Raw genomic sequence first — 25,299 nt, forward strand, 5'->3', positions numbered from 1 at the left:
GGAACTTTTTCTATATATATGATTAAATGAATCTGCTAGGGCTGGCTCTTCATAGAGCTCCCTAACTTGTCAGGCGAGTAAAAATAAACAGATAGAGATAAAAGGAAATGTGATAACTAATAATCAATTTGAGGTGTTTACATTGTTAACAGTTGCTAATCGATTAGACTCTGTAGGATTTTCCAATGTTCGAAAAATTTATGAAAAAGCGACTACGTTAAGTGCATCAGGTAAAAAAGTATATAACTTGATATTAGGAGAACCTGATTTTCCAACACCTAAAATTGTTTCTGACAAAGGAATAGAAGCAATTTTAAATGAAGAGACTCATTACACATCCAATTATGGGGTACCTGAATTAAGAACGGCAATTGCTGAAAAATTAACAAAGGTAAATCATATTCCAGCAACTAGTGATGAAGTGTTGTTAACTATAGGGGCTACAGAAGCAATTTCTATCATTATGATGGGAATCTTGAATCCAGGAGATGAAGTGATCATTCCTTCTCCAACTTGGGGATATTACGAATCATGCCCCAAATTAGCGGGCGCAACTCCTGTAGAAGTTCCACTTGTATATGATAAAGGGGCCTTTTCTTTAAGAGCAGAAGATATAGAAAAAGCCATTACGGAAAGAACGCGTATGCTGGTTATTAATTCACCTGGCAATCCAACTGGAATGATTATAGATAAAGAGACACTGCTAGCTATTTCTGAAATTGCGATTAAGCATGATTTAATCGTTGTGTCTGATGAAATTTATGAAAAAATTATTTATGATAATCAACTACATTGCAGTATTGCGTCACTACCTGGAATGAAAGAACGAACAATAACAGTTAATGGCTTCTCGAAAGCATATGCGATGACTGGCTGGAGAATAGGCTATCTTCACGCACCTTCCAATCTTTTGAATGGACTTGTCAGGGTTCATCAATATAATGTTACTTGCCTGCCATCCTTTACACAGAAGGCAGCACTGACAGCGCTTCAAGAAGCAGAGCCTGATGTGGTAAAAATGCGTGAGGAATTTAATCGTCGCAGAGACTTGATTGTGGATATTCTTTCTAAATCAGAAAATATAGAGATCGAAAAGCCGGAAGGAGCATTCTATCTTTTTATAAATATTTCACATACTGGAAAAACCTCTAATGAAATTGCATTGGAGTTATTAGAAAAAACAGGTGTAGCTCTTGCCCCTGGAAATGCATTTGGAAATTTTGGAGAAGGATATGTAAGACTTTCCTTTGCAGCCTCAGTAGATATTCTACAAGAAGCAGGAGAGAAAATTGTAAACTATTTAAATAATATAAACAAAAAAGAAAGTGTGCATTAAGAATTTAATTTGTAATATTTAGAAAGGAAGAGCTAGTTAATAGGTAATAGATTTGTTTATCTAGTGTGCACGGCATGGGTGTAATCTCTAGGGTGTAAGTCCCGAACCTCGAAGGCAGTAGTAGGGGATAGCTTAAGCCAAGGCTGTCCGTGGCGACGCGGAATCTGAAGGAAGTCGGCGGCAAACTTCCGACCTAAGGAACACGAACCTATATAACTATTATAGCTACTAGTATACTCAATAATAAATCCAGTAAGCATTGGACCAGCCGGCGATTTTACGTTAATACAAATCTATTACGCTCGCTACATACAACCAGCCTTCATTTGTTGGAATGTAGGTGCTATCTGTTACCCATGACTGATTGGGTTTACTTACTTTAATACATTTTCACTGACTGGATGCTTATGTCTAGAGTTTGTAATAGCTTTGTAATTTTTTGGCGGTACAACACTTCCAATTATTTTATTTGTCATGATACGAGAAACGGTTCGTTCACTCACCTTCACACCACGTTTATTCAAGGTTTTGGTAATTTTAACACAACCATATCGTTGCTTAAATTCTAGGCGCGTTTGTAGTATGGCTTGGGATAGCTTTTCCTGCTTTTTTCGTTGTTCACTTTTTGGCCGGTTTAGCCAATTAAAGTAGCCACTTTTTGATACTCCCAGAACTAGGGATATCTTCTCAACTCAGTATAGGGAGCGATTTTCATAGATAAATTCAAAATTTACCGAGTTGCGAAGTAGTGCATCGCCTTTTTTAAGATTTCATTTTCCTCTTCAAGATCACATAACTGTTTTTGTAAAGCTCTTATTTCAGTATCAGGACTAGAAAATGTTTGTGCTGCTTTAATTTCCGGCTGATGACTATATTTCTTGATCCAACCATGCAAATTATTTGCATTTACGCCTGTTTCTCTTTTAAATGTTTCACCATAACGTTTTCCATTTCCTTTAGCCATTTAGACACACCTCATTATAGTTTGGATTTCTATTATAACAATCTGTGTCTACTTTTGAGTCTAGCATTATGCACTTTAATAAGTTATTAATAATAAAATTTAAATATTCAGATATATCAATTGAATAGAGGTGAATATTAGTTTGTGAAATAAGAAAGGATAAAAAGATTAAACAAAAGTACTTGATAATAAATTGTTTGTAGGGAGTGAGGTGGTTATTAATTGCATTTTAAGGATATATAAAAGAATCTAATGTTAGTTGAAGGTTATTCCTATGTTAGATGATATTACAATTATTAACAAACTCACTGATTTATAGGTAGAATGAGTATTATACTTTCTATTGACGAAAAAAATACTATATCTACAGTAAAATTAGAAACTATCAAGAAAGGAATTGATAGCCTGCGGTCAATAGAATAATAATTTCTTAGGAACAATATAAAAGATAAGGAGTGGATTATTATCTATACTAATAATGAGTTGCAAAAAAATCTGAAGCAAAGACACATGACTATGATGGCAATAGGAGGTGTAGTAGGAGGAGGCTTGTTTTTAGGCAGTGGAACAGTCATTAACTCTGCAGGTCCCGGAGCTGTTTTCACTTATGCATTGGTAGGAATGTTTATGGTTTTTATTATGCGCATGTTAGGGGAAATGTCTACTGCACATCCAAATAGTGGTTCTTTTTCTACTTATGCTTATAATGAGATTGGTCCATGGGCAGGATATACAATTGGGTGGTTATACTGGTTTTACTGGGTTGTAGTCATTGCAATTGAAGCTATGATGGCCGCAATCATTATTCACGAGTGGGTTCCATTCATTTCTGTTGGAATACTAAGTTTACTCTGCATTATTTTATTAACACTGACCAACTTTTTTTCTGCTAGATTATTTGGAGAATTCGAATACTGGTTTTCTATTATCAAAGTTGTAGCTATAGTTTCATTTTTAATTATTGGTGTTGCGATGATTTTTGGACTTTTCCCTCAAGTCGAGAAGCCGGGTGTATCAAACCTTCTTGATAGAGGCGGTATAATGCCTAAAGGTATTAATTCTCTTTTAATTGCTATTTCGGTTGTTATTTTTGCTTATCCAGGTATTGAGATAGCAACAATTGCTGCAGGAGAATCACAAAATCCTAAAAAAGCTGTTATGGCTGCGATTAATAGTGTTATATGGAGGATCCTTGTATTTTATATTGGTTCGGTAACAATCCTAGTGACACTTCTTCCTTGGAATTCTTCCTCTATTCTTAAAAGTCCTTTCGTTTCCGTATTGGACATGCTAGAAATTCCAGGTGCCTCGTTAATCATGAATATTATTATTTTAGTTTCTGTTCTTTCTGTATTAAATACTGGTATCTATACTACTTCTAGAATGTTATTCTCACTAGCTGAAAAAGGAGATGCTCCTAAAGCATTACTACGTGTAACGAAAAAAGGTGCACCTATCTGGGCCGTGCTTGGCAGTACTGTATTTTCACTTATAACACTGCTATCCAGTACGATTTCTCCTGATAAACTTTATGTATTACTTATTAACGCTACTTCTTGTATTGCTTTGATCGTCTATTTATTTGTTGCTATTTCACATGTTCGTATGAGAAAAAGATTAGAAAGAAATAATCCTGAAGCTTTAATTGTGAAAATGTGGTTCTTTCCTTATTTAACGTATTTTACAATAGCTGCTATGGTATGTCTTCTTATAGCAATGGCATTTATGGAAACAACTCGTATACAGTTAATAGCAACATTAACTACTACAGCAATAATTCTTATTTCTTATGTTCTTACTAGTAAGAAACAAGGCTCCAAACAAACAGAGAATAATGAAAAGCCATATCAAGCACAATAAACTGAATGGGTAAACTATGTTGATTCTTCTAACACCCAAGGGATAGTTATCAATCACTGAAGAAAGGGAAGAAAAAATAAAAAAAGTCTTACCTTTGTATTTGTTAATTATTATTTTAATCAGAATAGGCAGAATATTCAATCGGAAGGGCTTGCATTTCCTATTTTATTAAAATATTTGGACGATTTAGTACTCGTAAGTAAAGAAGAAATTCAACTAGATTTAGTTTTGGTACGTATAAAGCAAATAATTGAACCTTCATCAGCTACTACAATGACGCAACTTTGTTTTATGCTTTTCTTTCCTACATAAAGGAAGTGGGAATTCCAAAAGGTTTAATATGTAGAAAATACACGGAACTACTAGGTAGTTCCGTTCAAATTTTTGTACATTTTCCACATAGTTATGGATAGTGAAAAAATATAAACTTTGTATAAAGTTGATAAATTTAGAAAATTCAAAACTAGAGGGAGGGAGGCTAGTTTCCAATTGAATGCTTAATAGGTTTTTCTTTACTGGATGTAATATGGTAAGGGAAAAACCAATGATGCTATGGAACATGAAAACAGTCCAATAAAAGCTGGTGGATCTTTAGCGCCTCTTGCAAGCTTAGATTAACATAAAGGGGGAAAATCATGGTTTCGTTTATTAATTTTTTGCTATTCTTACTCGTTGCAGGATATGCCTTCTATCTTTTTGCTTCTATTGTATATAGTAGAATTACTTTCATTAAACTAGGGAAAAAAAGCAATCTAAAAAAAGATACGAAAATCCGTGTAAATGAGTTTATTGTCAATGTCTTTGGACAAAAAAAGCTATTGAAGGATAAAAAGAGCGGGATAATGCATGTTGTGATGTTTTATGGCTTTATTATCCTTCAGCTTGGTGCTTTAGAACTTATAATTAAAGGCTTTATACAAGGATTTGAGCTTCCTTTAGGAGCAGCGCATAAATTTTTTAGTATAACCCAAGAAATTACGGTATTCCTTATTTTATTGGCTGTTTTATATGCTTATTATAGAAGATATATTGAGAAGTTAGTACGGCTAAAAAGAGGATTAAAATCTGGACTAGTTCTTATTTTTCTATCCGTTCTAATGGTTTCCGTTTTCGGGTCGTTAGCATTTGAACATTTATGGCTAGGGGAAATGGGTGGTGTTTATGCTCCGATTTCAACAGCCATCGCGTTTGTTTTTCAAAATATTGGCCAAGGAACGGCAGGAGTCTTATTCTATTTATTCTGGTGGATACACACACTTACCTTGCTGTCATTTTTAGTGTATGTTCCACAATCTAAACATGCTCATTTATTATTTGCACCGGTTAATGTGTTTTTAAGAGATACAAAACCGGTTGGACAGATAACATCGATTGATTTTGAAGATGAGTCTTTGGAAACATATGGAGTTGGCAAGATAGAAGATTTTAGGCAAAACCAATTAATTGATTTATATGCATGTGTTGAATGTGGACGATGTACCAATATGTGTCCAGCTTCAGGGACTGGAAAAACTTTATCTCCAATGGATTTAATCGTAAAAATGCGTGATCATTTAACAGATCAAGGAGCAGCTGTTACTTCCAAGCAGCCATGGCTGCCAAATTTTATTTTCGGCAACTCAACTGCTAACCAATTAGCAACACAATCTACATCCATGGAATCAGCAGCCTCATTAGAAATGCCTAATTTAGTAGGTGATGTCATTACAGAGGAAGAACTTTGGGCATGTACAACTTGCCGAAACTGTGAGGACGCATGTCCAGTAGCAAACGAACATGTAGAGAAGATTATTGATATGAGGCGTTTTCTAGTGTTAACGGAAGGAAAGGTGCCGCAAGACTCTTCTCGCTACTTTCAAAATCTTGAACGCCAAAGTAATCCTTGGGGATTAAACCGCAAGGAGCGCATTAATTGGAGAGAAGGCAGAGAGGATATTGCTGTGCCTACAGTAGACGAAGTAGAAGACTTTGATTATCTTTTCTTTGTAGGATCAATGGGTTCTTTCGATAAACGCAGCCAAAAAATAGCTCAGTCTTTTGCTAAAATTATGAATATCGCTGGCATTAAGTTTGCCATTTTAGGAAATGAAGAACGCAGCTCTGGAGAAACTGCCCGCCGTATGGGGAACGAATTCTTGTTTCAACAATTGTGCCAAGAAAATATTGCTACCTTCCAGGCATATAACGTTAATAAAATCGTAACGATTTGTCCACATACGTACAATACATTTAAACATGAATATCCAGAGTTTGGTTTAGAAGCAGAAGTATACCATCACACTGAATTTATTTGGAAACTATTAGAAGAGGGTAAAATCAATCCTACAAAAGAAGTAAAAGAAGCAGTTGCTTATCATGATTCTTGCTACATTGGCCGATACAATGATATTTATGATCTACCAAGAAAAATTCTAAATTCTGTGCCAGGTGTCAATATATTAGAAATTGCGCGAAATAAGCAAGATGCTATGTGTTGTGGAGCTGGCGGTGGAATGATGTGGCTGGAAGAAACGCAAGGAAAGCGCGTAAATATTGAGCGAACCGAACAAGCACTTGTATTAAATCCAACAACGATTGGAAGCAATTGTCCATACTGCTTAACGATGATGAATGATGGAGTAAAAAGTAAAGAAGTGGATGAACAAGTTAAAACGCTGGATATTGTTGAAATTTTGGAGAAATCTTTGTAACTTTGTCTAATCTAAAATAATATTTTTATAAGACCAATTCTGTTTTTCTTCGGTTTATTTAAATATTTTTTAGGAAAGAATTTTAGAATATATTAAAAGCAAAATTTTTTCTTTAAACTACCACTTTTTATTTAAAAGTGGTAAAATTTAAATAAGAACAAATGTTCTAAGGGGAGGTAAATATGGAATCGAGTAATAATGTGAAAATAACAGTAGAAACAACAGTCAAAGCACCAGTGGAAAAAGTATGGAAATATTGGACAGAACCAGTACATATAACAAAATGGAACAATGCTTCAGATGAATGGCATACACCATTTGCTGAAAATGATTTAAGGGTTGGCGGGAAATTTCTTTCAAGAATGGAAGCTAAAGATGGAAGTTTTGGTTTTGATTTTAGTGGGATTTATGATGAAGTGAAATTAAATGAGGTAATTTCTTATACTATTAGTGATGGAAGAAAAGTTAAAATTACCTTTATTGATCAGGAAAACGAAACCAAGATCAATGAAACTTTTGATGCGGAAACCATTAATTCAATTGAGTTACAACAACAAGGATGGCAAGCGATTTTAGATAATTTTAAAAAATATGCAGAGCAGCAGTAATTAATAAATAGGTAAGCGTCAAATTATAATATCTTTGTTAAAGGGGTTTTTTAAGCAGTCGACAAGAGGAAAAAAGCCGAAGCTGGTAAAGCAAGTTTGAACAAAACCAATTGATATTCAATTAAAAGTTGCAATTGTGGAAGGTTATAGGTAGAAAATGAAATAAGTACAAAACTTAAATTTAATAAATAAAAATCCATTTTGATCGACCTTTTTTCAAAATGGATTTTTTGAATTTAACGATAAAATCCAGGTTTAGACATTATTTTTTATTCCACAAACGGGCACGATTACTCAAGGGCAGTTTCTTCTTGTGCTAACGGTGCGGGTTGGTGGAAGAAGGAATTGCAACAGCAATTGAAGAAAAAATAGTAAACAATTTAAGTGAGGATGATATTATGCTTGAAGACTATAAAGTTATAAGCCGTCTACCTACATACGAAGAATATAGAAAATTGTGCGTCTCTGTTGGTTGGGATTATATGAACTTTGAAATTGCAAAAGAGGCTATTGAAAATTCTGTTTTTGCAGTGATTGTAGTTTACAAAGAGGAAGTAGTTGGGATGGCACGAATTGTTGGTGATGGGAAAATGTATTTTTATTTTCAAGACATTGTTGTATCACCAGAACATCAGAAAAAAGGCGTAGGAAAAAAACTTATGAACCAACTTTTTATTTATTTAAAAGAAAATGCACCGATACCAGCTTTTATTGGGTTATTTGCTACTAAAGAAGGTGCTGGTTTATATGAAAAGTTTGGATTTAAAGAACCACCTGATATGAATGGGATGTTTAGACTTACACCAATTGAATAGAACTTCAATGATTCTTGTTGAACGAACGGGTGCTAGAGTTCATTAAGTACGAGCCAGCTTCAACAGCCTTTGATCTTCAACAATCGGGCGCTATTCAGTAATATCAGTGAAGCATTGCTCATAGCTATTGTAGTATATTTTTCTGTATGAATTGGGTCAGATTGCTGAATAAATCAGCAATTAAAATGCAGGAATTTCCATGGATGCATCTTAATTACTAAAGGAGTATATTGCTAAATAAGAGGTGAAGTAATGGGGGAAATTAAGAAATTAAAACCTATTGATGCTGCAAAACAGTTTGTTTTTAAAAACTTTCCAGATTGTCAGGGCGCTATTTTAGCTGGAAGTGTAGTCCGTGATGAAGCAACAGAAACTTCGGACCTTGATATTGTAGTTTTTGATAAAAACCTTAGTTCATCTTATCGAGAGTCACTTATTGATTTGGGTTGGGCAATAGAACTTTTTTTACATAACTTAACGTCTTACAAGTTTTTTTTTGAAAGTGATTGCAAAGCAGCAAAACCTTCTATGCCCAGAATGGTTTCAGAGGGAATTATCTTAAAGGATGATGGTATAATTGAGCCTATTAAAAAAGAGGCGAGAGAATTATTAGATAAGGGTCCAAAAGAATGGTCAGCAGAAACTATAAAAATAAGGAGATACTTTATTACGGATGCACTAGACGATTTAATAGGATGTTCTAATAGAGCAGAAGAAATATTTATAGCTAATACCCTTGCTGAATTGGTAAGCGAATTTGTTTTGAGAATAAACCGAAAATGGATTGGTACTTCTAAATGGATTGCACGTTCACTAAAACACTATGATGAGGAGTTTGCCGAACAGTTTGTTGAGGCTTTCGATATTTTTTATAAGACAGGTAACAAAAATAAAATTATAAACTTAGTTCATAATGTATTGGAACCTTATGGAGGACGGCTATTTGACGGTTTTTCTTTGGGAAAAAGCTAAGCAAAATTATCGAATTTTTTTCAATTAACGGGGGCATTTCTGCAGGAATGAGGTGATGTAGTGACTGTTAAAGGTCTGAATCATTTTTTGTTTTCAGTTTCTAATTTAGAAAATTCAATTGAGTTTTATCAAAATGTTTTTGATGCAAAGCTATTAGTTAAAGGGAAAAGCACTGCCTATTTTGACCTAAATGGCATGTGGCTTGCTCTTAATGAAGAAAAAGACATTCCTCGTAATGAGATAAGCCATTCATACACACATATAGCCTTTTCAATAGAAGAAGCAGACTTTGTAAAAATGTACGAAAAACTGAAGGAGCTAAATGTGAACATTCTTTCAGGTCGCCCAAGAGATAAAAAGGATAAAAAATCTATTTACTTCACTGATCCAGATGGCCATAAGTTCGAATTTCATACAGGTACATTACAAGATAGATTAGATTATTATAGACAGGATAAAAACCATATGAAATTTTACACATGATGTGGTGGTGCACCTTATGGACGTTATTTTAGAGAAAGCTACAAATGATGATGCACAATCTATTTTTGATATGCAAGTTAAGGTTTTTATGCCACTGTTAGAAAAATATAAGGATTATGATACAAATCCAGCAAATGAAACCATTGATAGAGTTTTTACAAGAATTAATAACCTTAATGGTGGGTTTTACAAAATATTAGCTGATAATATCCTTGTAGGTGCTATTTGTGTAGTCTGGAAAGAGAGCGTACATTGGATAAGTCCAATGTTTATTCTTCCTGAATACCAAGGTAATGGTATAGCGCAGAAAGCTATCATTTCAGTTGAGAAAATGTTTATTAAAGCTACTAGTTGGGAATTAGCTACAATTTTAGAAGAAGAACGTAATTGTTATCTGTATGAAAAAATGGGCTACATCAAAACAGGTGTTAATAAGAAATTGAACGAAAATACAACCCTTATATTTTATAAAAAAATTGTTAAACAGTTTTAAATTATTCGAAAATTAGGTTACTGAAACATTTAGTATTCAACAAATTGAATCGTTGAATAAATCAGACTTAGTTCAGAGTATTATAAAAAATATGATATTACCAATGCAGCAGTAGTTGAAGACCGTCTATCTGATATTATTGCAGCTAGAGGTAATGGTTTAGTTTTAATAGGATGTAATTTTGATTTTGCACAAGAAGATGAACTTTCTCAGGCTGATATGGTAATAAATGACTTAATTGAGTTGAAAATGATATTACCCAAAATTAAATAAATAGCTATTCTAATTTTCAACTAATGGTGGTGTTAGTAGGATTGTATAAAATCCCACTTTTTTATTCAGCAACCTGGCTTCTTGAAGTGAATAACCTATACATTATCTTTTAATTCATCCATCAATTGTCAAGAACGTTTAGCATTGCCTTCAGCAAAATTTCGCAATCGGTTTTGTAGTTCTTCATTGTCATGTATACGTTCAGCGGTGATCAAGTATGTTTTCATCATTTCATTTTCTCTTTCTAGTGACATTTGTAAGATATGTTTTAGTGATTTCTTAGATAATTCGTCTTCGTTGTCAAAGTCACGGTCATAATCCAGTTCGTGGTTCATTCTAATCCTCCTATGGATTTTATTCTTTTATGTTTTGTACATAAAAAGCATCATTTATACTATGGTGTTAGAAGGATTTGAATAAAAGTGAATGCAGTTCAGTTCAATAAAAGGGGAGTTAAATACTGTCTAAACTATGAAAAAGGTGAACTCATAGTGCTCAGGATAATATCTAAAACAATTACTTCAGAGGTAAGTGAACTTTTATCCTATGCCACTTCCAAAGAGAGAATTTTCCAATCATATGAGAAATACGTTGGATTTTCAGACCATACATTGTATGGATTTGTCTATAAAAGAAAGATTGTTGGTTGTATCGGAATAAAGATTTTAGGGCGGGATGAATTCGAAATAACACATATTGCCGTTGTACCTAATGTTAGAGGAAATCGTATTGGAAGCAGAATGATTGAGTTCATTTGTTACAAATATTCTCCTCGAAAGCTTTTTGCTGAAACGGATGAAGATGCTGTGGAAATTTATCGGAAATTTGGTTTTAAGATAACAAATCTTGGTGAGAAATATCCTGGTGTTGAGAGATTTTTATGCGAATATGAAATAATCAAAGAATAATAAAGTTACTGAACAAACTGGCGCAATAGTTTAACAATGGTTGCCAGTAACTTTATTTTAATAAACTAAAGGTTGCAGCTTAGTTAAATTAGAATAGTAATTGTATGGAATTTGTGTACAAAGGGGGATCCTAAATGAGGTATGATTTAATAGGAGTCTGTAAAGTTTTTTATGAAGAAGAAGGTTGGGGATGGATTTCTGTTGAAGGTGAAGATGACGTTTGGGTACACTTCAGTTCTATTCAAATAGATGGTTTTAAATCACTTTCATCTGGACAACACGTACTGTTTAACCTTGAGGAGATACCGAATTTAAATGAACAGTCACGTCGAGCTTCAAATGTGAGATTAACAATGGAAAATGAATGATGTGAGATAGAATCGGCATTGTTGAGCTATACCGGCTTAGCAACTCTGTTGTTCCATTATAGGGCGTTTTAATAAAATAAGGAGAAAATTATCCTTTTTACAAAGATAATACGGATACCAGCAATTCTAGAATTGTATAGGATATACATTAATATTGCATTTTGGTTAATTCTGACTCGTAAACTAATTCAATTTCGGAGTAAGTTCATTTTTTTGTATTATCACTGATTTCCCAATAACCAGAACTTTATTAAGAACAAGTGTCAAATTAGGCAGCTATTTTTATTAAATTAACGGAGGGTATTTAAAAAGGTAAAGGGGATCATGTTACAATTGGTTTCTTAGTAGTATTTTAGGTTAAATAGATTGAAACGGAGATAAATAAATTGCATGCGATAATAATGAGTAAAGGAGAAAAATATGGAAGTTTTTGCGAAATATTTAGCGGATATTGATAACCCCGATCACCGCGATCGAACAGAAGAAATTTTGGCGTGGGTTGTTAATAAATTCCCCAATTTGGAACCGCAAATCAAGTGGAATACGCCAATGTTTACCGATCATGGCACATTTATTATCGGCTTTTCCACAGCGAAGCATCATTTGAGCGTTTCACCCGAAGAAGTAGGCATTACGTACTTTGCTGATGAAATTGCCCAAGCTGGATACAGCTCTACTAAAGGCTTGTTTCGAATTCCGTGGAATAAGCCGGTAAATTACGAATTACTTGAGAAAATGATTGAATTTAATATTCAGGATAAAGCAGAATATACGAATTTTTGGCGGTAATAATACATCACGCCTTATCAAAACGCATGACACGAAAAATGTCATGCGTTTTTGCAACTCAATTATGACGTCAACATTAAATAAAATAGAATGTGATACTCATTCTAGTACTAGGATTGAAAGAGATGTTTTAAAAAATCATTTCAAATAAGGGTACGGATTGTGCTTTTGGCAGATATCGATCTTGTTGTATCAAGTGAATGAGCGGTTTTAACTAAGAGAGAGGAAAGTCTCTCTCTTAATCTATTTGTTTCAACAAGTAACGTTAATGTTACTTGTTTGCAAAGCTTTTTCAAGTTCACTTTGCTCTTCATTGCTTAAAGGAACCAGCGGCAAGCGAACCCTACCAACATGTATTCCATTTAGATTTAATGCAGCTTTTACCGGTGAAGGGCTTGGTGCTGTAAATAATGCTCTTATCATTGGGAGCAGTTTGCGATGTAAAGAAGCAGCATTTTGGACATCGCCATTTTTAAAGGAATCAATCATTTCTTGCATCTCATTGCCAATGATGTGAGAAGCAACGGAAACAACTCCTACTCCACCGATCGCTAATACTGGCATTGTTAATCCATCATCGCCACTATAGAGCGTAAAATCACTAGGTGTTTTGCTGATGATCTCTGCCATCGCATCCAAGTTGCCGCTTGCTTCCTTAATTGAAACAATATTAGGAATCTCTGAAAGACGAACGATTGTTTCGACAGAAATATTAACTACGCTTCGTCCTGGGATATTATAAAGCATGACTGGCAAAGAAGTTGATTCAGCAATCGTTTTAAAGTGTTGGTACAATCCTTCTTGAGACGGTTTATTATAGTATGGAGCAACGAGCAAGATGCCATCGACTCCTGTTTCCTCAGCAATTTTCGTTAAGCTAATCGAAGCTTTCGTGTTGTTTGAGCCAGTTCCAGCGATGACTGGAACTCTTCCGTCAACAGCCTTTACTACAAATTTAAATAATTCGATCTTCTCTTCGGTGGTTAATGTTGGAGACTCTCCAGTTGTTCCAGCGACAACTAAAGCATCTGTTCCATTTGCAATTAAATATTCAACCAATTTTTTCGTTGCTTGAAAATCAATTTCATCATTATGATCAAACGGAGTAACCATTGCTGTTAATACTTGGCCAAAATTCATAAACCTACACACCCTTTTTAAAATTTTTTAATTAGAGGTGATAGGGCCATTTTTTAGGAACGAAAAAAGCAGCAGCGAGGGAATGGCTGCTGCAGTAGAAACAAAATAAATAAAAATCGTTCCAGTGCGCAAGATAGCCCTCCATATAGTTTCCCATATGACAGTTCTGTATTTATTCAACAGCAGAACCAGCTTCAAGAACATGAGATTCTTTCTGCTTCGGCAAATACCCCTTTCCACAATTGTCATTGGATCTCATTCTCCTCAGATTGTGTACTCATGATCTTTGCACCTCTATCCTCACTTCAAAAAGTATTGAAATAAGAAAATATTTAATTGACTGTAATATAGCAGGAAATTGGTTCACATGCAAGGATTATATATTTTTTTTATAAAAAGTTTGATTAAATCCTGTATTAATAGAAACTTAATGATAAGTCATTCAAAGGCTTTTAATTATGATCTTATACCATTTTAAAATGCTCTAAAAATTTAGTATTAAAATCTCCGCTCACGTATGTCTCATCGTTAAGAACTTGAAGATGGAATGGAATGGTTGTATGAATGCCTTCGATAATAAATTCACTAAGTGCTCTTTTCATACGGTCTATCGCTTCATTTCTTGTTTTCCCATAAGTGATTACTTTTGCAATCATTGAGTCATAATAGGGAGGAATTGTATACCCCTGATAAGCAGCGGAATCTACTCTTACTCCATATCCGCCTGATGGAAGGTATTTTTCAATTTTTCCAGCTGATGGCATAAAGTTTTTCTTTGGATTCTCAGCGTTAATCCTGCACTCAATGGACCAGCCATTTAGGGATATCATGTCTTGTGATATTTTTAAAGGTTCCCCTGATGCAATATAGATTTGTTCTTTTATTAAATCAACATCTGTAACCATTTCTGTAACTAGGTGTTCCACTTGAATACGTGTGTTCATTTCCATAAAATAAAATTTATTCTCATTATAATCATAAATAAACTCTATTGTACCTGCGCCTGAATAATGAACAGCTTTTGCTGCACGAACAGCTGCCTCACCTATTTCATTTCTTTTTTCTTCTGTTATAGCAGGGGATGGTGTTTCTTCGATTAATTTTTGTAAACGTCTCTGCATACTGCAATCCCGCGCATCTAAATGAATGGTATTTCCAAAGTTATCGGCTAAAATTTGAATTTCTACAGCCTAAAATCTTCTATAAATTTTTCAATATAAACGCCTGAATTGCCAAACGCTGTTAAAGAGATATGGATAATTTATATAAAAATATTAATATTTAAAATATTTTTATAGTTTACTTTTTACAATAGACAAAGGCCTATTTTTCAGTGAATATATAGTCACAGACTATACATGGATAATCCTTTATAGGATCAATGCTCTTAAGTTGAATAATAGGAGATTCATATCGATAGTGAAAGAGGAGGAATAGCTTATGGCGACAAAAGAAAGAATAGAAAATTTAGTGAAGCATATAATAGATCCTTATTTTCAAAAATCTTTATCAGAAATAGATTCTATTAAAGAAATAAAATGGGATGAAAACAAAAATCATGTAAGTATAAAAGTGGCTATAGCTAAGTTGAATTCTTCAGAACAGTTGAAATTGCAGGGGAATATTGTATCTGTATTAAAAGAAAATGGAGTAGAGACGGTTGGACTTAGATTTACCCAACTGCCAAGAGAGAGGACGAATGCAATAAAAGAAGCACAAAAACCAAAAGGATCCCCTGTTTATATTGCAATTGCTAGTGGAAAAGGGGGCGTAGGGAAATCTACCGTTTCAGTTAATATTGCAGTATCACTTGCAAGGTTAGGGAAAAAAGTTGGAATAATAGATGCGGATATTTATGGCTTTAGCGTTCCAGATATGATGGGAATAACGACACGCCCTACTGTTGAAAATGAAAAAATAATTCCTGTGAAACGTTTCGGTGTAAAAGTAATGTCAATGGGTTTTTTCGTGGATGATAATTCCCCTATTCTTTGGAGAGGCCCAATGCTAGGAAAAATGATTGCTAGATTTCTTCATGAAGTAGAGTGGGGAGATTTAGATTATCTTATCCTTGATTTGCCTCCAGGTACAGGAGATGTTGCTTTGGACGTGCATTCCTTGCTACCTTCAAGCAAAGAAATTATTGTAACCACCCCACATCCAACTGCCGCATTTGTTGCAGCAAGAGCAGGAGGAATGGCTTTAAAAGCAAAACATGAAGTAATTGGTATTATTGAAAATATGTCCTATTTAGAAAGCAAAACAACTGGAGAAAAAGAATATGTATTTGGCCAAGGAGGAGGCAGCAGGCTGGCAGAGGAAATGAATATTCCTCTATTAGGCCAATTGCCTATAGTTCAACCTTATTGGGATGAAGAAAATTTCGCTCCTTCTATTTATCAAGAAGATCACGTAACAGGTATTAAATATAAGGAAATAGCAGAACAAATAATAAAATTAGAATGATTAAATAAAGAATTATCTTAAAATTGCAATAATTAATCAGGTGAATTATGTTAAAATTAACCAAAAGGAAGAAGGGAGTTTTGGCAAATGGAAAAGACAAGTGTTGATTGGGAAAACCTTGGATTTGCTTATAGAAAAACAAATCAGCGATATGTTTCTAATTTTAAAGACGGAAAATGGGATGAAGGCATTTTAACAGAGGATAGCAATATTGTAATCAATGAATGTGCCGGTGTTCTTCAGTATGCCCAGACATGTTTTGAAGGGATGAAAGCATATACCACGCAAGACGGAAAAATTGTTATTTTTCGACCGGAGCTAAATGCACAGCGTTTGGAAGATTCTGCGAAGAGAATACATATGGCTCCATTTCCAAAAAATCGGTTTATTGATGCCGTTGTACAGACAGTAAAAGCGAACGCTGCATATGTACCGCCTTATGGCTCTGGTGCTTCCTTATATGTACGTCCTTATCTGTTCGGAACCAACCCAACTATTGGTGTTAAACCAGCTGAAGAATTCCAGTTTAGAATATTTACTACACCAGTTGGTCCTTATTTTAAAGGAGGAGCAAAGCCAATTACCCTATGTGTCAGTGATTATGACCGTGCTGCCCCTCATGGAACCGGAAATGCCAAGTTAGGACTTAACTATGCTATGAGTCTTCATGCTCTTATAACGGCACATGAAAATGGATTTGATGAAAATATGTATTTGGATTCTGCAACTAGAACAAAAGTAGAAGAAACAGGCGGCGCCAATTTCATATTTGTTACAAAGGACAACAAAGTGGTTACACCTAAGTCAGAAACCATTCTACCATCCATTACCCGCCGGTCACTGATGGTAATTGCTAAGGAATATCTTGGCCTTGAAGTAGAGGAAAGAGAAGTATACTTTAAGGAAGTGAAAGATTTTGCAGAATGTGGTTTGTGTGGAACAGCAGCGGTTATTTCACCAGTCGGTAAAATAAACGATCATGGGAACGAAATATGCTTCCCAAGTGGCATGTCAGAAATGGGACCTATTTTGAAAAAATTATATGATACACTTACTGGAATCCAGTTAGGAAGCATAGAAGCTCCTGAAGGTTGGATAAAAGTGATTGAATAATCAATATTATTTTTAGTAGCGTTTAAACATTGGATGACGGACAAAGGAGTCTGTCATTCGTTTTTTTTACCAAAAATACAAGATAAAAAATATTTTGATACAAAATAATTAGAATATGAAAATTTTCATTATAAAAACTAACTAAAGATTGTTATCTGAAAATTCATTCTTATTGTATGTATTATCTAATGCTTTATTTAGGCTTTTATAAGTAAAATTAAGTTGCAAGAATTGATTTACTTATAAAAGTTTTGGGATTCGCATAAGAAAACCTATAAATCTACATAGAAAAAAATAGTTGGAAATTTTCTCCTATGTAATTAGTATGTTTTTAGTAATTAGATTGGAGTTCAGAAAATGTTACAAAGATTAAATGCTTTTCTCGGAAAATGGATGGCTCTTCTTACACCTATTAGTGTCATTATTGGTGTACTTTTAGCCAATTTTCTACATCACCTTTCTTTTTTAGTTCCTTGGATATTTGCTGCTATGACCTTTACTGGCAGCCTCACATCTAATTTCAAATCAGTAAAACACACTATTACTCATCCATTATCATTAATTTTAACGTTAGCTGTTTTACATATCATTACCCCATTATGGGCATTTGCGATTGGGCATTTATTTTTTCAAAATGATCCTTTTACTATTACCGGATTAACATTGGCAGTTGTTATTCCTACGGGGATTACAAGCGTAATTTGGGTTTCGATGTATAAAGGAAATGTGCCGCTGACATTGGCTATCATCTTATTAGATACATTGCTTTCTCCTTTTCTTGTTCCACTCAGCATGTCGTTTTTTGTGGGAGAAAGTGTTCACTTGGAAATATGGGGGATGATGAAGGGGTTATTGGGTATGATTGTATTACCTTCTATAGCTGGCATGGCGATTAACCAATATTCCAAGTCTGTTGCAGAAAAATGGAATAAAACATTAGCTCCTTTTTCTAAAGTAGAATTAGCAGCTGTTGTCAGCATCAATAGCTCTGTTGTTGCACCTTACTTACGCCATATTGATAAAAAATTTATTCAAATTGCGTTGACGATTTTTTTGATTGCTTTATCTGGGTATTTTTTCGCTTGGATTCTTGGTGTTTTAACCAAAAGAAGCAAAGAAGAAATCATTGGCATGATTTATACGGGCGGCATGAGGAATATAAGTGCCGGTGCTGTTTTAGCAGTAAGCTTCTTCCCACCCGCAGTTGCAATGCCCGTAGTAATCGGCATGTTATTTCAACAAATACTAGCTGCGTTTTATGGACAGTTAATTAAAATTTTTTATTCAAAGTCAACTCAGGTTAAAGCTGAAGTAAACGAATCGAAATATTAAATAGATCTTTAAAAAGCTAATAGAGTTTTTTAATAACTCTTACGTATATAGATACTTACGATCACTGTCAATTCTTCTTCTTAGTAGAATTCACGGCTTAATTTATAATCGTAAACAAAAAAAGAAACGTTGTGGCTAGCGTTTCTTTTTTTCAGTTTATGCTTCTAAATTTATGTTAGGGTTTCCGTATATCCTAGCTTTATAGAAATTTCTTTAGCTGCTTCTTTCACTTTTTCAATAAATAGGGGCTCTTTTTCTTTTGTAAAAATCGTATCAATTCCTGAAATGGTAAGCCCTGCTATTGGGACGCCTCGATGATTAAAAATAGGTGCTGCAATACCTGCTCCTAGATCCGTTATTTCAGAGTAGCTGACTGCATATCCATCCTCTTTCGATTTCTTTAATACTCGGCGAAGTTCGTTAGGATTGGTTATTGTATTTGAGGCGAGTTTGATGAGTTTTGTATTAGAAAGGTAGGTTTCTAACTGTTCTTTTTCTAAGAAAGCCAAAATAATTCGCGAGCCTGCTCCTGCATATAAGGGAGATTTTTGACCTATTTGAGAGTAAAGCCGTATTGGTTGTTCAGATTCTACAGAGGCAATATTGACGGTTTCACTTTCTTGAAGGTATGTAAGAATGATCGTTTCCTCTACCTCTTCCTTTAATTTATGCATAATAGGAGAAGCAATTGTATTAATATCTAATCTTTTATGGACTAAGTCTCCGAATTGCAGAAAGAATAATCCGAGTGAATACCTTCCATTCTCATCTTTTTCAAGGAAACCAATCTCTTCAAATGCATTTACAATTCTCTGAACAGATGTTTTGGGCTTTCCTGAAAGTTGAACGATTTCATTTAGATTTAGTTTAGGGTGCTTAATAAAAAGATACAGAACGTCCATTGATTTCACAATTGTTACATTCATAAATATTTCTCCTTTTCCACATATAAACTAATCATGACATACAAATTTTTATGTTACAAGAGCTTCCGAATAATTTCTTATTAGTCCATATAAAAGAAAGTGTTGATAATAACATAAAATTTTATGTTAATAAATCTTACAAGTTAGTTGAAAGAGGATATGGGACATAGTATAGTTCATTTAAACCGAAATTCGGTTTTTGAAAACCGAAAAATGAATTCAGATTGATCTTCATTACAAAAAATTATATTGGAGGTAGAATATGACAAAAGTAAATATTGGTATTGATATTGGTGGTACATTTACAGATTTAGTCTTTCTTGATGAAGAAGGGAATCGATTTTATGGAAAAACGCTTACTACATACCCGGATCCATCTGTAGGATTTTTAAAGGGACTGGATGAAAATTTAGAGAAGTATGGGTTTTCATATGGAGACATTCAATCCATCATCCATGGCACAACATTAGTTGTTAATGCCTTAATAGAAAGAAAAGGGGTAAAAACGGCATTAATAACAACAGAAGGATTTCGTGATCAAATCGAAATTGGGACAGAGAACCGATATGATCTATATGATTTGTTTTTGGAAAAACCTGAGATGCTTGTCCCACGATCCCTAAGATTTCCCGTAAAGGAAAGAATGCTTGCATCGGGTGAAATTTTTGTTGCATTGGATGAAGAAAATGTAAAAGAAGTATTTAAGGAATTAGTAAAACAGAATGTAGAAGCTGTCGCAGTATGTTTATTGCATAGCTATAAAAATCCTGTACATGAAAAGAGAATTATGGAAATTGGCAAAGAAGAGGCTCCGCAAATTCGTATATCCATTTCTTCAGAAGTATCACCGGAAATTCGGGAATACCAAAGGACTACCACGACAATAGCAAATGTATATGTGCAGCCGATTGTAGAAAAATATTTAAATCGCTTAGAGGAAGAACTGGACAACAGAGGTTTTGTAGGGCAATTTCATATGATGCTATCTGGTGGCGGCACTTGTACGATTCCAACAGCAATTCAATTTCCGATTCGCATATTAGAATCAGGTCCAGTTGGAGGAGCTATGGCTGCATCCTTTTATAGTAAGCTTTGTGATTTAAACAATCTCCTCGTTTTTGATATGGGCGGGACAACAGCAAAAGCAAGCGTTGTAGATGATGGAGTTCCGTTAGTGACCAACGAGTTTGAAGTAGGACGTGCCCATCGATTTATGAAAGGCAGCGGCATACCAGTGAAGGTTCCAGTAATTGAAATGATTGAGATTGGTGCGGGTGGTGGAAGCATTGCCCATGTTGATCGACTTGGATTGTTAAAGGTTGGACCGGAAAGTGCTAGTTCAGAACCGGGACCAGCATGCTATGGACGAGGTGGATTAAATCCTACGGTAACGGATGCAGACGTAGTATTAGGCTACTTAAACCCAGATTTCTTTTTAGGGGGAGAGATGGCATTAGACGCAGATGCATCTTACAAGGCAATTGAAGAAAAAGTTGCAAAGCCGCTTGGTTTAAGTGTTGTAGAAGCCGCTTGGGGAATACATCAAGTAGTAAACGAAAATATGGCAAGTGCTGCTCGCATTCATACGGTGGAAAAAGGAAAGGATATTACAGATTATCCATTGTTTGCAACAGGAGGAGCAGGACCCGTGCATGTATGCAATGTAGCTTCTATCTTGGATATCTCAACAGTTATTTCACCAGTAGGAGCAGGAGTCGGCTCAGCATTTGGTTTTCTATCCTCGCCAATAGCTTTTGATTTTGTAAGAAGCTATCAAGGCCGCCTTGATCAAATGAACTGGTCAGAGGTAATGAAATTACTGAAGGAAATGGAACAAGAAGGAGAGCGTCTTCTTGCTAAGTCCAATATTTCATCCAATGACATTCAAATATTTAGAAGTTGTGAAATGAGGTACACTGGCCAAAGTTATGAAATCAGAGTGCCAATTCCAAATGAAACATTAACAGAACAATCATTTCATACAATTAAACGAAACTTTGAGATCCAATATGAAGAGTTATACGCGGAAGCTTTAAATGACATGGCGATTGAAACGTTGAATTGGCGTGTCATTGTCCAAGGGCCGATACCGGAAATAAACCTAAACCTGCAAGCGAAAAATGATCAAAAAGTGGAGCCTAAGAATTATCGAAACGTTTATTTTGGAGAATATGCGGATTATCGATTAACACCTGTATATGATCGGAAAAATTTACATTCTGGAATCTCTATAAAAGGTCCTGCCATTATTGAAGAAAGGGAATCTACAATGGTCGTAACACCAGGATTCTCTATATCAGTGGATCCATTTTTAAATTTAATTTTACAAAAAGAGAAACACATAGAGGGAGATGAAGTTAATGGCAAATTTGCAAAACAGCACATTTAATCCAGTTCAAGTTGAAATTATGTGGAATCGTTTAATCACGATTTTAGAAGAACAAGCTAAAACTTTAATACGCACTTCATTTACTAGTATTTTAGCAGATTCAGAGGATTTATCAGCAGGCCTATTTGACAGTAGGGGAAATATGATTGCCCAAGCTAATACCGGGACACCGGGACACATTAATTCTATGGCATTAGGTGTGAAGCACTTTTTAGATAAATTTCCACCGGAATCGCTTCATCCGGGCGATGTCCTTATTGGCAATAACGCATATGAAATCTCTGGTCACCTTCTTGATGTCACCATCGTTACACCTGCTTTTTATAAAGACAAGTTAATAGGATATTTTGCCTCCACTTGCCATGTAGCTGATATTGGGGGAAGGGGATATACTCCGGAAGGCGAAAGCATATTTGAAGAGGGGCTTCAAATTCCTTATATGAAATATTATATGGAAGGAAAACTAAATGAAAGTCTGCAGACTATTATCTCTGCTAATGTTCGCGCTCCATATGAAGTATTAGGGGATCTAAAAGCACAGGTGCTGGGAAATGAAGTAGGAATTAAACGTTTAGTGGAAATGCTTGAAGAATTTCAATTAGAAGAGATTGATACATTAGGCGAAGAAATTATGGTGCGATCAGAAGCAGGAATGCGAAAAGCAATCTCGGAGGTTCCGGATGGTATATATGAGAATGAAATAATTACAGACGGTTTTGACGAACCAATTACGTTAAAGTGTAAAGTACTAGTCAAAGGTGATGAAATTGTCGTGGATTATGATGGTTCATCGCCAGCAAGCACGAAAGGAATTAATGTTTGCCTATATTATATAACAGCTTACACAACGTATATTTTGAAAGCAACTATTGCACCAGATATCCCAAATAATGAAGGAAGCTTCCGTCCTGTTTCAGTCACAGCTCCTGAGGGAAGCGTTGTAAATGCAGCTCCTCCAATGTCTACGGCAGCGCGACATGTTATTGGCCACTTTGCTCCGGAATGTGTACTCGGTGCTTTGTATCATGCAGTGCCAAACCGTACCATTGCAGAGGGAGCTTCCTCCATTTGGAGCTTGCCAATTAACGGGGAAGATTTTTCATATGTTGCCTTTACAGCGGGAGGAATGGGAGCAAGACCAAATAAAGATGGTTTGTCTGCAACTGCTTTTCCGTCAGGTGTACGAGGGGTTCCTGTTGAGATTATGGAAACAAGTGCGCCTATTATTTTCCATGAAAAACAATTGAGAGCAGATTCTGGCGGATGCGGCCGTTATCGCGGCGGTTTAGGTCAAACTATTCGATTCAGTGTACGTACAAATAAGCCTTGGAAATTTCCTAGTATGTTTGATCGCATTAATCAAGGAGCAAAGGGGTTAGATGGCGGAAAATCAGGTGCAAAAGCAGAAGTCTATATAAATGAAGAAAAATCTAATAAATCAAAAATAGTATACAAACTAAACCCAGACGATATCGTTACGTTGAAGCTTCCAGGAGGGGGAGGATATGGAAATCCGAGTGATAGAGCACCCCAAGCGGTGCTGCAGGATGTTATCAATGGATATGTATCGAAAGAACAAGCATGGACTGAATATGGTATACAAGTTAAGTTTGGTAAGGACGGCTGGTATGTAGTGGAAATGGAAAGTTCTAAATAATTGTCGATACTTTACTTTCACCTATCACAAGTCTGTCACTTGTGATAGGTGAAGGTGTTCACTTAGATACAACAAATCTAGTGCTAGATTTACTGCTAATGATAATATTAATGATTAGGAAGATTGGAGCAGGAGTAAATGATAAAACCAAAGGTGTTGCAAATTCTATCTATGTATCATAAAGATGGGGAAGTGTATTTACAAGAAAACGCGGATGTCATTCGAACGGACGATTATAGGGTGAAAAATATATGTCGTTTAGTTGAAGATGTTGAGGCTATCGTCTTGCGGGCTCCTGCAAAAATTACAAAAGAAATCATCGATGCAAGTCCGAACTTAAAAGTGATTTCCGGAGCTGGCGTAGGTGTGGATAACATTGATGTAAAATATGCAACTGAAAAAGGAATACTAGTAGTCCATGCACCCTCGGTTAATAAAGTTTCAACAGCTGAGCACGCTGTTACGCTGCTTACAGCTTTGAGCAAGAATATTCTTTCTTTTCATCATGAAATGAAGAAAGGCAACTATCATTCTCGAACACTAATTCCAACATATGAATTAAAAGGAAAAAAAGTAGGACTAATTGGATTTGGCAGTATTGCACAAGAAGTAGCGAAAAGATTATCGTTTGGTTTTGAAATGGATGTCACTGCAGGGGTTAGGGAATATGATGAAAAAAAGCATGGAGTTGCTAGAGAATTAAATGTTACAGTCACAACGAACCTTGAAGCAGTTTTTTCTCAGTCGGACTTTGTGTCTTTGCATATACCACTGAATGAACACACGAAAAACTTTGTAGACAAACGCTTGCTATCATATATGAAACCTTCTTCTTATTTAATCAATACGGCACGTGGAGCTGTTGTGAACCAGGATGATCTCTATCACTGCCTAAAAAATAGAAAAATAGCGGGAGCTGGAATAGATGTTTTTGATCCAGAACCTCCGCCGAAGGAATTACCTCTGTTATCGCTGCCTAATGTTATAGTAACTCCACATGTCGGTGGAACAACAGATGAGTGTAATTACATAGCATCCACTACAATTTCGAAAAATATTATCGCCATTCTTCGAGGGGAAAAAACAAAATATTTGGCCAACCCAGAGGTTGAAAGAAAAAAGAGATCTCAACCATCATAACTTAAGAATAATCATGTTAACATTATGTCCTTTGTTATGAAATGAATTTATAGAAGAAACTTATCAAAAAATAACCTGTATTCGATGGGAGCAATGGTATAGAAGAATATTTTACCAGATTCAACAATTTTATATACGCTTACCTCCTAAGCGGGTAAAGAAGTGCAGATTCTTGCTACCAGTATTACGATTTGAAAAAATCTCTAGAGGCCACTTTTCTAGAGATTTTTTCACTAAAATGATATATAGTACAATATAATAGGGGATAATTGAAAGAGTAAATTAATCGTTCCTTTCCCCTAAATGACCGATATATTCGTGCAATTTATTTTCTTCGTAATTATTTAGCTCACGCATCGGAATCACTTGTTGTGTTTCAGGATTCGTTCCTCTCACTTCCGCTACAAGTACATCTTCTTTGTAGATATTAAAAATATTCTTTTCAACTAGTTTAGCTTGGAACATTGAATACGCCTTACTATCTTTTCTTTCTTCTGACATGATCAGCACCTCCTTTTTTTCTTTTATGTTTCCACATAGCATGTTAATTATGTAGACTACTAAAACTATACGGGAT

At 35.0% G+C, this 25,299-nt stretch carries 23 protein-coding genes, 2 pseudogenes and 1 riboswitch; of the genes and pseudogenes, 18 read left to right on the plus strand and 7 right to left on the minus strand.

The window, feature by feature from the left end; translation table 11 throughout:
- Positions 1-142: 142 nt before the first annotated feature.
- Positions 143-1,336: a pyridoxal phosphate-dependent aminotransferase gene (locus ACTXGU_RS12230; protein WP_443481804.1), complete on the plus strand. Its 1,194-nt coding sequence runs from the start codon at positions 143-145 to the stop codon at positions 1,334-1,336.
- 374 nt (positions 1,337-1,710) lie between these two features.
- Here ACTXGU_RS12230 and ACTXGU_RS12235 read toward each other — a convergent pair whose 3' ends face one another.
- Both ACTXGU_RS12235 and ACTXGU_RS12240 read right to left on the minus strand, forming a co-directional pair.
- Positions 1,711-2,019 (minus strand): IS3 family transposase, encoded by a 309-nt coding sequence (locus ACTXGU_RS12235; protein WP_443481875.1) that lies wholly within the window; start codon positions 2,017-2,019, stop codon positions 1,711-1,713.
- 47 nt (positions 2,020-2,066) lie between these two features.
- On the minus strand, positions 2,067-2,300 hold the full coding sequence (locus ACTXGU_RS12240; RefSeq protein WP_443481805.1) for a transposase: 234 nt from the start codon (positions 2,298-2,300) through the stop codon (positions 2,067-2,069).
- Positions 2,301-2,810: 510 nt separating this feature from the next.
- On the opposite strand from ACTXGU_RS12240, the gene ACTXGU_RS12245 reads away from it, so the two are divergent.
- From ACTXGU_RS12245 to ACTXGU_RS12280, 8 genes and pseudogenes are all read left to right on the plus strand, one after another.
- Positions 2,811-4,160, plus strand: a complete 1,350-nt coding sequence (locus ACTXGU_RS12245) for an amino acid permease (protein WP_443481806.1) — start codon at positions 2,811-2,813, stop codon at positions 4,158-4,160.
- 635 nt (positions 4,161-4,795) lie between these two features.
- A complete protein-coding gene (locus ACTXGU_RS12250; protein WP_443481807.1) occupies positions 4,796-6,850 on the plus strand; it encodes a (Fe-S)-binding protein in 2,055 nt (684 codons plus the stop codon).
- A gap of 182 nt (positions 6,851-7,032) precedes the next feature.
- A complete protein-coding gene (locus ACTXGU_RS12255) occupies positions 7,033-7,458 on the plus strand; it encodes an SRPBCC family protein (RefSeq protein ID WP_443481808.1) in 426 nt (141 codons plus the stop codon).
- A gap of 398 nt (positions 7,459-7,856) precedes the next feature.
- Positions 7,857-8,273 carry a GNAT family N-acetyltransferase gene (locus tag ACTXGU_RS12260; protein ID WP_443481876.1) on the plus strand — a complete coding sequence of 139 codons (417 nt, stop codon included), beginning with the start codon at positions 7,857-7,859 and terminating at the stop codon, positions 8,271-8,273.
- Between the two features lie 252 nt (positions 8,274-8,525).
- Positions 8,526-9,245 carry a nucleotidyltransferase domain-containing protein gene (locus tag ACTXGU_RS12265; RefSeq protein WP_443481809.1) on the plus strand — a complete coding sequence of 240 codons (720 nt, stop codon included), beginning with the start codon at positions 8,526-8,528 and terminating at the stop codon, positions 9,243-9,245.
- Positions 9,246-9,305: 60 nt separating this feature from the next.
- Positions 9,306-9,728 carry a FosM family fosfomycin resistance protein gene (gene fosM / locus ACTXGU_RS12270; protein WP_443481810.1) on the plus strand — a complete coding sequence of 141 codons (423 nt, stop codon included), beginning with the start codon at positions 9,306-9,308 and terminating at the stop codon, positions 9,726-9,728.
- Between the two features lie 16 nt (positions 9,729-9,744).
- A complete protein-coding gene (locus ACTXGU_RS12275) occupies positions 9,745-10,221 on the plus strand; it encodes a GNAT family N-acetyltransferase (RefSeq protein ID WP_443481811.1) in 477 nt (158 codons plus the stop codon).
- 16 nt (positions 10,222-10,237) lie between these two features.
- Positions 10,238-10,494, plus strand: a pseudogene (locus ACTXGU_RS12280) (hypothetical protein); the annotation flags it as partial.
- Positions 10,495-10,622: 128 nt separating this feature from the next.
- On the opposite strand, the gene ACTXGU_RS12285 reads toward ACTXGU_RS12280, so the two are convergent.
- A complete protein-coding gene (locus ACTXGU_RS12285) occupies positions 10,623-10,829 on the minus strand; it encodes a hypothetical protein (RefSeq protein ID WP_443481812.1) in 207 nt (68 codons plus the stop codon).
- An 87-nt stretch (positions 10,830-10,916) separates the two neighbouring features.
- On the opposite strand from ACTXGU_RS12285, the gene ACTXGU_RS12290 reads away from it, so the two are divergent.
- The 3 genes from ACTXGU_RS12290 to ACTXGU_RS12300 all read left to right on the plus strand — a co-directional run bounded on the left by ACTXGU_RS12290 (position 10,917) and on the right by ACTXGU_RS12300 (position 12,559).
- Positions 10,917-11,402, plus strand: a complete 486-nt coding sequence (locus ACTXGU_RS12290) for a GNAT family N-acetyltransferase (protein WP_443481813.1) — start codon at positions 10,917-10,919, stop codon at positions 11,400-11,402.
- A 134-nt stretch (positions 11,403-11,536) separates the two neighbouring features.
- Positions 11,537-11,770 carry a cold shock domain-containing protein gene (locus ACTXGU_RS12295; protein ID WP_443481814.1) on the plus strand — a complete coding sequence of 78 codons (234 nt, stop codon included), beginning with the start codon at positions 11,537-11,539 and terminating at the stop codon, positions 11,768-11,770.
- Positions 11,771-12,190: 420 nt separating this feature from the next.
- Positions 12,191-12,559, plus strand: a complete 369-nt coding sequence (locus ACTXGU_RS12300) for an iron chaperone (RefSeq protein ID WP_443481815.1) — start codon at positions 12,191-12,193, stop codon at positions 12,557-12,559.
- Between the two features lie 252 nt (positions 12,560-12,811).
- Here the strand turns inward: ACTXGU_RS12300 and dapA are convergent, their stop codons facing one another.
- Positions 12,812-13,699: a 4-hydroxy-tetrahydrodipicolinate synthase gene (gene dapA / locus ACTXGU_RS12305; protein ID WP_443481816.1), complete on the minus strand. Its 888-nt coding sequence runs from the start codon at positions 13,697-13,699 to the stop codon at positions 12,812-12,814.
- A gap of 126 nt (positions 13,700-13,825) precedes the next feature.
- Positions 13,826-14,004, minus strand: a riboswitch (Lysine riboswitch).
- A 159-nt stretch (positions 14,005-14,163) separates the two neighbouring features.
- Positions 14,164-14,942 (minus strand): annotated as a pseudogene (locus ACTXGU_RS12310) (ATP-binding protein); the annotation flags it as partial.
- Between the two features lie 197 nt (positions 14,943-15,139).
- Between ACTXGU_RS12310 and ACTXGU_RS12315 the strand changes: the two are divergent.
- The 3 genes from ACTXGU_RS12315 (at position 15,140) to ACTXGU_RS12325 (ending at position 18,610) form a co-directional block, all read left to right on the plus strand.
- Complete coding sequence (locus tag ACTXGU_RS12315) at positions 15,140-16,165, plus strand: Mrp/NBP35 family ATP-binding protein (RefSeq protein ID WP_443481817.1); 1,026 nt, start codon at positions 15,140-15,142, stop codon at positions 16,163-16,165.
- 87 nt (positions 16,166-16,252) lie between these two features.
- Positions 16,253-17,278 (plus strand): branched-chain amino acid aminotransferase, encoded by a 1,026-nt coding sequence (locus ACTXGU_RS12320; protein WP_443481818.1) that lies wholly within the window; start codon positions 16,253-16,255, stop codon positions 17,276-17,278.
- A gap of 357 nt (positions 17,279-17,635) precedes the next feature.
- The gene (locus ACTXGU_RS12325; protein ID WP_443481819.1) at positions 17,636-18,610 is read left to right on the plus strand and encodes a bile acid:sodium symporter family protein; all 975 of its coding nucleotides are present in this window, start codon (positions 17,636-17,638) and stop codon (positions 18,608-18,610) included.
- Positions 18,611-18,780: 170 nt separating this feature from the next.
- Here ACTXGU_RS12325 and ACTXGU_RS12330 read toward each other — a convergent pair whose 3' ends face one another.
- Complete coding sequence (locus ACTXGU_RS12330; protein WP_443481820.1) at positions 18,781-19,536, minus strand: IclR family transcriptional regulator; 756 nt, start codon at positions 19,534-19,536, stop codon at positions 18,781-18,783.
- 262 nt (positions 19,537-19,798) lie between these two features.
- Here ACTXGU_RS12330 and ACTXGU_RS12335 point away from each other — a divergent pair, with 262 nt between their 5' ends.
- The 3 genes from ACTXGU_RS12335 (at position 19,799) to ACTXGU_RS12345 (ending at position 24,722) form a co-directional block, all read left to right on the plus strand.
- Complete coding sequence (locus ACTXGU_RS12335) at positions 19,799-21,925, plus strand: hydantoinase/oxoprolinase family protein (protein ID WP_443481821.1); 2,127 nt, start codon at positions 19,799-19,801, stop codon at positions 21,923-21,925.
- Positions 21,897-23,582: a hydantoinase B/oxoprolinase family protein gene (locus ACTXGU_RS12340; RefSeq protein ID WP_443481822.1), complete on the plus strand. Its 1,686-nt coding sequence runs from the start codon at positions 21,897-21,899 to the stop codon at positions 23,580-23,582. The genes ACTXGU_RS12335 and ACTXGU_RS12340 overlap by 29 nt, the downstream gene beginning before the upstream one ends.
- Before the next feature lie 138 nt (positions 23,583-23,720).
- On the plus strand, positions 23,721-24,722 hold the full coding sequence (locus ACTXGU_RS12345) for an NAD(P)-dependent oxidoreductase (RefSeq protein WP_443481823.1): 1,002 nt from the start codon (positions 23,721-23,723) through the stop codon (positions 24,720-24,722).
- Between the two features lie 282 nt (positions 24,723-25,004).
- On the opposite strand, the gene ACTXGU_RS12350 is transcribed toward ACTXGU_RS12345, so the two are convergent.
- Complete coding sequence (locus tag ACTXGU_RS12350) at positions 25,005-25,223, minus strand: hypothetical protein (protein ID WP_443481824.1); 219 nt, start codon at positions 25,221-25,223, stop codon at positions 25,005-25,007.
- Positions 25,224-25,299: the final 76 nt, after the last annotated feature.

The sequence above is a fragment of the Niallia sp. 01092 genome (genome assembly GCF_052318935.1).
In the GTDB taxonomy this organism is placed as follows: domain Bacteria; phylum Bacillota; class Bacilli; order Bacillales; family Cytobacillaceae; genus Niallia.

Coding starts and splice junctions, on each gene's coding strand:
- ACTXGU_RS12285 (WP_443481812.1), bottom strand. CDS start 10,829: ATGAACCACGAACTGGATTATGACCGTGACTTTGACAACGAAGACGAA.
- ACTXGU_RS12325 (WP_443481819.1), top strand. CDS start 17,636: ATGTTACAAAGATTAAATGCTTTTCTCGGAAAATGGATGGCTCTTCTT.
- dapA (WP_443481816.1), bottom strand. CDS start 13,699: ATGAATTTTGGCCAAGTATTAACAGCAATGGTTACTCCGTTTGATCAT.
- ACTXGU_RS12320 (WP_443481818.1), top strand. CDS start 16,253: ATGGAAAAGACAAGTGTTGATTGGGAAAACCTTGGATTTGCTTATAGA.
- ACTXGU_RS12260 (WP_443481876.1), top strand. CDS start 7,857: ATGCTTGAAGACTATAAAGTTATAAGCCGTCTACCTACATACGAAGAA.
- ACTXGU_RS12295 (WP_443481814.1), top strand. CDS start 11,537: ATGAGGTATGATTTAATAGGAGTCTGTAAAGTTTTTTATGAAGAAGAA.
- ACTXGU_RS12250 (WP_443481807.1), top strand. CDS start 4,796: ATGGTTTCGTTTATTAATTTTTTGCTATTCTTACTCGTTGCAGGATAT.
- ACTXGU_RS12340 (WP_443481822.1), top strand. CDS start 21,897: ATGGCAAATTTGCAAAACAGCACATTTAATCCAGTTCAAGTTGAAATT.
- ACTXGU_RS12335 (WP_443481821.1), top strand. CDS start 19,799: ATGACAAAAGTAAATATTGGTATTGATATTGGTGGTACATTTACAGAT.
- ACTXGU_RS12330 (WP_443481820.1), bottom strand. CDS start 19,536: ATGAATGTAACAATTGTGAAATCAATGGACGTTCTGTATCTTTTTATT.
- ACTXGU_RS12245 (WP_443481806.1), top strand. CDS start 2,811: ATGACTATGATGGCAATAGGAGGTGTAGTAGGAGGAGGCTTGTTTTTA.
- ACTXGU_RS12300 (WP_443481815.1), top strand. CDS start 12,191: ATGGAAGTTTTTGCGAAATATTTAGCGGATATTGATAACCCCGATCAC.
- ACTXGU_RS12240 (WP_443481805.1), bottom strand. CDS start 2,300: ATGGCTAAAGGAAATGGAAAACGTTATGGTGAAACATTTAAAAGAGAA.
- ACTXGU_RS12345 (WP_443481823.1), top strand. CDS start 23,721: ATGATAAAACCAAAGGTGTTGCAAATTCTATCTATGTATCATAAAGAT.
- ACTXGU_RS12350 (WP_443481824.1), bottom strand. CDS start 25,223: ATGTCAGAAGAAAGAAAAGATAGTAAGGCGTATTCAATGTTCCAAGCT.
- ACTXGU_RS12315 (WP_443481817.1), top strand. CDS start 15,140: ATGGCGACAAAAGAAAGAATAGAAAATTTAGTGAAGCATATAATAGAT.
- ACTXGU_RS12255 (WP_443481808.1), top strand. CDS start 7,033: ATGGAATCGAGTAATAATGTGAAAATAACAGTAGAAACAACAGTCAAA.
- ACTXGU_RS12265 (WP_443481809.1), top strand. CDS start 8,526: ATGGGGGAAATTAAGAAATTAAAACCTATTGATGCTGCAAAACAGTTT.
- ACTXGU_RS12275 (WP_443481811.1), top strand. CDS start 9,745: ATGGACGTTATTTTAGAGAAAGCTACAAATGATGATGCACAATCTATT.